Origin of the sequence: Streptococcus suis YS56 (assembly GCF_000440115.1) — a bacterium.
GTDB lineage: Bacteria > Bacillota > Bacilli > Lactobacillales > Streptococcaceae > Streptococcus > Streptococcus suis_L.
This window is the reverse complement of the sequence record NZ_ALMY01000049.1, coordinates 1-6,240: the sequence shown is the minus strand read 5'-3', so window position 1 is coordinate 6,240 and position 6,240 is coordinate 1. Positions and strand designations below refer to the sequence as shown.

The following is a 6,240-nucleotide window of genomic DNA, read 5'->3' as shown; positions in this document are numbered from 1 at the left end:
GGGGGGGGTAGGTTATAATGTTTATTGAAGCTAAAAATAGTTAACTAATAGTAAAATGATGGAGATGTAATCTGAAAGCATTTTTAGTTACTAAACTTATTTTTAGCAATGCATAGAATACAGGAGGATAATAATGCATCATTCTAGAAGAAAGTCTTTTGACTGGTACGGATTGAAACAGCACTTCTCAATTCGTAAATACCACTTTGGTGCGGCTAGTGTCTTACTTGGGATGTCGATTGCACTTGGTGCTGGGACACAGGTTGTTCAAGCAGCAGAGACAGTTACAACCCCAGAGTCTACGTCCGTAGCTCCATCCACAAGTGCTACAGAATCAAAGATATCAGAAACTTCAACAAAAGCAGCGACTTCATCAGGTTCTGAACGTACAGTTGAAATCGGCTATATTGTTAAGTACGCTACTGAAGATGGAATACTTGGGAACCCTTCAGTAGAAACAGTTTCAGTTACTACCACAGACACAATTGCAAAAGCAACGGTATCTGTCACAGCAGTAGTACCAGAAGGGTATGAATTAGCATCAGGTCAGTCAGCTACAGTTTCTCAAGAAGTGACAGAGAATGGAGAAAATATTGTAACTGTAAAAGTTGTCAAAAAAGTAGAAGCTACAGAAACTGTTAGCTCACCAACTACAACATCAACAACTGTAGCAACTGCTAGTTCAACAACTAGAGCAGCTACATCAACTACACCTACGACATCAACTACACCTACGACACCTACAACCGTAGAAGAAGCAAAAAAAGTTCTTGAGCAAGTAACTTCAGAAGCGGAAGTATTGGCAAATGAAACTAATCGTTTGGTTGCAACGTCTGATAGTGATAATACTACTCTGAAAACAGCAGCGGACGCAACTAAATTGGTTGCCACAAAAGCGACTGTAACTTTCCAAAATGCGTTTGCAACACTTGAAGAAGTAAACGCACAAATCTCAGCTATTCGTACAAGCGTAGAAGCACTTGCTTTGGAATTGCGTAAGTTTTTAGGTACGGATGTTATTGAGATTGCTTTGGCTACTGTCACTGATATGGAAGACTCAACTAACAGACCAGGATACTGGACTGAGAATGAAGAAGTACTTAATAAGGCTGCGGCAACTGCAACAGCCACAACTAAACCTCAAAAACAAAATATCCCAGCAGGATATGAAGTTGACCCAACTGCTGGACGAATCACTTTCTTGATTTACAGTTTGTCAGCTGATGATGTTGATGCCACAGTTACACCTGGTACGAAGGATGGTTCATATAATAACCGTTATGGTACAGATTACTATATTACCCTCTCTATGGATCGGGTTCCATCAACTGGTAATATCTATGCTCGTTTGGTAAGTAAACAAAAAGGCTTTATAGAAGAGATTGAAATCCCTGAAAATACTGCTCGTCATCAATTCAAAAAAATTGCAAATGGACCGAAAGATCTAGGAGATTTTACATACCGAATGTCATTAACTACGATGCCATTTACGGATTCAACAGGTCAACAAACAAGCGTTAGATATGTGAATATCAACTCTGGCGTGGGAGCCAACGGTAAGGGTTCGGTTGCCTATTCACTTCTAACAAATGATAACACATCTTATAACAGTTATACTGGTATAGCACCGGGATATCTGCCTACTCAGGTTACTAGCTATTATGTTAAAGAAACTGAACGTCGTGCACAAGAACTTCTTGCAAGTTACGCTCACGTAGGCATGGTTTCAGGGGATTCCTTTACAATTTCTGATGCAGCAGAGTTTGCAAACTATGAATTGATTGAGGCACCAGTAATTAAAGATACACCAATTTCAACGAACTACTCAGTTGGTACTCCGCTTATCCAATACTTCCCTGCTTCTAAGACTGCAAGGGTTATCTATATCACAAAAGAAGATGGTACTTCACGTTTCCTAAATTTTGTTTTAAACCCTGATCATCCTGATTTTCTTGAGAACTTTAAAAACTACCATTCCATGTCACCGGTAGATTTTGTTACGAATGGTGGAGCAGAAGCCTTAGATTTTACAAATCGTGTCGCGATTGTCAATAAATACCTAGCTGAAATTGAAGCGGTTAATGCAGATACTAGCTTAGCAAGTGACCAACAAGCTAGTCGTTTAGCGGAAATCCGTGCTAACTATGCTTCCGAAATCAACACAGATGATAACAAGTTCTTGCTTACATTTGTATCTACAGAAGCAGAACCACTTACTGCCAATGACGGACCAGATGCAGTTACTGGCTTAACAACTTGGAATCACACCGTAAAAAATTACTATACATACATTGCAGGTGGTAAAGTTGCTACAGAAATCGCACTTAAGATTAGTTCGTATTTGTCAGACCCAATGGTTGACTGGTCACCAACTGCTCCAACTCCATTAGGTGCAAAACTTCTTAGTAAGACGGAGTTAGGCAAAGATGGCCTACCAGCACGTGTAAAGATTACCGTTAATCAAGATGGTGCTGAAAAAGAAGTGGATGCAGATCTACATACAAACATCATCGCTATGTACAACATGTTGACTCTTAGTGAGAACAATCAGCATTACTATTACGCAGAAAAAGGTGGCGTTAAGGTCTATTATGTTGACACAGAAGGTAATGTTTTACAAGATTCTAAGTCAATCTATGATCATGCTAACACCAACACAGCATATGATACCAAGTCTGTAAAAGATGCGACAATCACAGCAGCAGATGGTACGGTTTACTACTACAAAGAAATCGATACAACAGGTCTTAACCCAGCTTCAAGCAACACAGACACTGAAAAACGTAAGATTGAAAAAATTACCGAAGAAGTTGGTACAGTTGCGCAAGATACGCTTAAAGAGTTGACATACGTCTACGAAAAAGCTGGTAACGTCAATGTTAACTACGTTGATGTGAATGGTAATAAACTATCTGGTACAGACGGTACTGGCAAGGTAGTTACTGAAAAAGTTGCTGATCTTGTCAATGCCAAAGCGGGTACAGGATATGACACAATCGTTGATAACAGACCAGCTAAGATTGTCACTGCTGATGGTAAGACATATGAATTGGCTCCGGCTGCTGAATATACTGTCGGTACTGTTGAAGCGGATCATCATTTGTCAGTAAGCAATGTGACTGAGGTAACAGGTGTCCACGAAGCAACTGGCTCAGTCGCCTCTGGTATTACCAAAGAAATTACCTTTGTCTATAAGGAAGTAACTGGTAAGGTTATTGTTCATTATGTTGACCAAGACGGTAACCCAATCTCAGGTACAACAGACGAAGGTAAGAAAACCGCAAGCACTGTAACTGATACACCAGAAAGCTCAACAGGCACACCATACAACACAACAGATCTGAAGCCAAAAACTATCACAACAGATGATGGTAAGATTTACAAACTTGTTCCAGTTGCGACACAAGGTGAAGAAGATGGTAAGGTTGTTGTTGGTACAACAGAAATCACATATGTTTACGAGTTAGTACAAGGTGATGTTATCGTTCACTATGTGGACACAGAAGGTAACACCATTGCAGATGATGTGACAGACCAAACGATCACAGATACAGGTACAGACTACGATACTAGAGATAACAAACCAGAGAAAATCACAAATGACCAAACAGGCGAGGTTTACTACATCTTACCAAAAGATGAAGTTAAAGCAGGTGATAAAGAAACTGGTAAGGTTGTCGAAGGTACGACTGAAGTAACTTACATCTATCAAAAAGCTGGTAGCGTTAACGTTAACTATGTTGATACAGAAGGTAACCCACTTAAAGCTCCAGTTGCAGATGTGACTGATGGTAAGCCAGGTTCTGACTACGACACTGTTCTTGATAACAAATTGGCTAGCATCTCAGTAGATGGCAAGCTTTACCGCCTAGTTCCAGCAGGTGATTACAAAGTTGGTACTGTTTCAAATGATAACAACTTGACAGTAGTTGGTAACGGTAAAGCAACAGGTATTGATGCTACGACTGGTACAGTTGAAGCTGGTAAAACAAAAGAAATCACTTACGTTTACGAAGAAGTAAAAGGTGACGTTGTTGTTGAGTACTACGATACCGAAGGAAATACCATCGCTAAAACAGAAGTTGATACACCAACAACATCAGTAGACACACCATATGAAACCTACGACCACAAACCAGCAACTATTACAGTTGTTGAAGCAGATGGTTCAGAAACAGTCTACTACTATAAAGAGGTTAAAGACACATCTGCACCAGAAAAAGGTGATGTCGTAGAAGGAACAACAACTGTTCAATACGTCTACGAAAAAGCAGGTAACGTTAACGTTAATTATGTGGATACAGAAGGTAACGTCATCCAAGCTCCTGTAGCAGATGTGACAGATGGCAAACCAGATTCTGCTTATGCTACTACAGACCACAAACCAGAAGAAATCACCACAGCAGATGGTAAGACATATCGTCTTGTCGCAAAAGAAAAAGCAGGTGATTACCCAGTTGGTACAGTTTCAGATGAAGGTAACTTGACTGCTGTAGGTAACGGTACTGCCACAGGTGTTGATTCAGAAACAGGTACAGTAGAAGCAGGTAAAACAAAAGAGATCACTTACGTCTACGAAGAAGTAAAAGGTGATGTCATCGTTCATTACGTTGATACCGAAGGTAACCCAATCTCAGGTACAACAGATGAAGGTAAGCAAACTGCAAGCACTGTAACTGATACACCAGAAAGCTCAACAGGTACACCATACAACACAACAGACTTAAAACCAAAAGAAATCACAACAGATGAAGGTAAGACATACCGTATCGTACCAACTCTGACAAAAGGTAATGAGACTGGTGACGTTGTAGAAGGCACAACAGAAATCACATACGTTTACGAAGAAGTGAAAGGTGATGTTGTTGTTAACTACGTCAATACAGATGGCGAAGTGATTGCATCACAAGTGGTTGATACGAAGACAACTTCAACAGGTACAGCTTACGACACAAAAGACAACAAACCAGCTAAGATCACTACTGAATCAGGTGATGTTTACTACTACAAAGAAGTTAAAGCTGGTGATAAAGAAACTGGTAAGGTTGTAGAAGGTACAACAGAAGTGACTTATGTCTACGAACCAGGCGGATCTGTTACAGTGAATTATGTAACAACTGATGGTAAAGTTATCAAATCTCCAGTCAAAGACGAAGAGAATGCTGAACCAGGTAAGTCATACTCAACAGAAGACAACAAACCAACTACCATCACAACAGAAGATGGTAAGACCTACAAACTTGTTCCAAAAGCAACTAAAGGTAACGAAAATGGCACCATCACTTCTGGTAAAGATGAACAAGTAACATACGTTTACGAAGAAGTGAAAGGTAACGTTGTAGTTGAGTACTACAACACAGCTGGTGAGAAAATTGCCGCTGATGTTGAGGACACTCCTGCTTCATCAACAGGTACGGCTTACACAACTCTTGATCACAAACCAGCTAAGATTACTGCAACTGATGGTACAGTTTACTACTACAAAGAAGTGAAAGCTGACTCAGCAGTGGAAACAGGTAATGTCGTTGAGGGTACAACAACTGTTAAGTATGTTTATGAACAAGCTGGTAATGTTGTGGTTAACTACGTAACAGAAGACGGTATAGTTATCAAGAGTCCAGTTAAGGATGAAACTGATGCACCTGCTGGTAAATCATACGATACAACTGATAACAAACCAACAGAGATTGTTACAGAAGACGGTTCACGTTATGTATTGATCCCATCTAAGACAATTGGTTCAGAAAATGGTACAGTTGAAGGTGGTAAGACAACAGAAATCACTTATGTGTATAAGAAAGTTGCGAACTGGATTCCAGAAATTCCAGGTGTTCCAGAAAACGAACGCCCAGTAATTCCATATCCGTTTGATCCAAACACTCCAGACGTACCAGTAACACCAACTCCAGGTACAGTGATTCCAAACGTTCCGGGCTACACACCAGTAGATCCTAAGGACAACACACCATTGAAACCAGTAGATCCAAATGATCCAGGTAAGGGTTATGTGCCACCAACACCAGAAAATTCAGGTGAAGACACACTAATCCCTTACGTTCAAAATGGTAATGTTGTGGTTAACTACGTAACAGAAGACGGTACAGTTATCAAAGCACCAGTTCAAGATGAAACAAACGTTCCTGCTGGCAAGTCTTATGACACAACAGATAACAAACCAACAGAGATTGTTACAGAAGACGGTTCACGTTATGTATTGATCCCATCTAAGACAATTGGTTC

The 6,240-nt window shown here is 40.2% G+C and carries 1 protein-coding gene; it reads left to right on the top strand.

What is annotated here, in order from left to right:
- Positions 1-133: 133 nt before the first annotated feature.
- Positions 134-6,240, top strand: a 6,107-nt coding sequence (locus tag SST62_RS1000000111875; RefSeq protein WP_153309603.1) for a MucBP domain-containing protein, incomplete at its 3' end; no start/stop codon positions are given.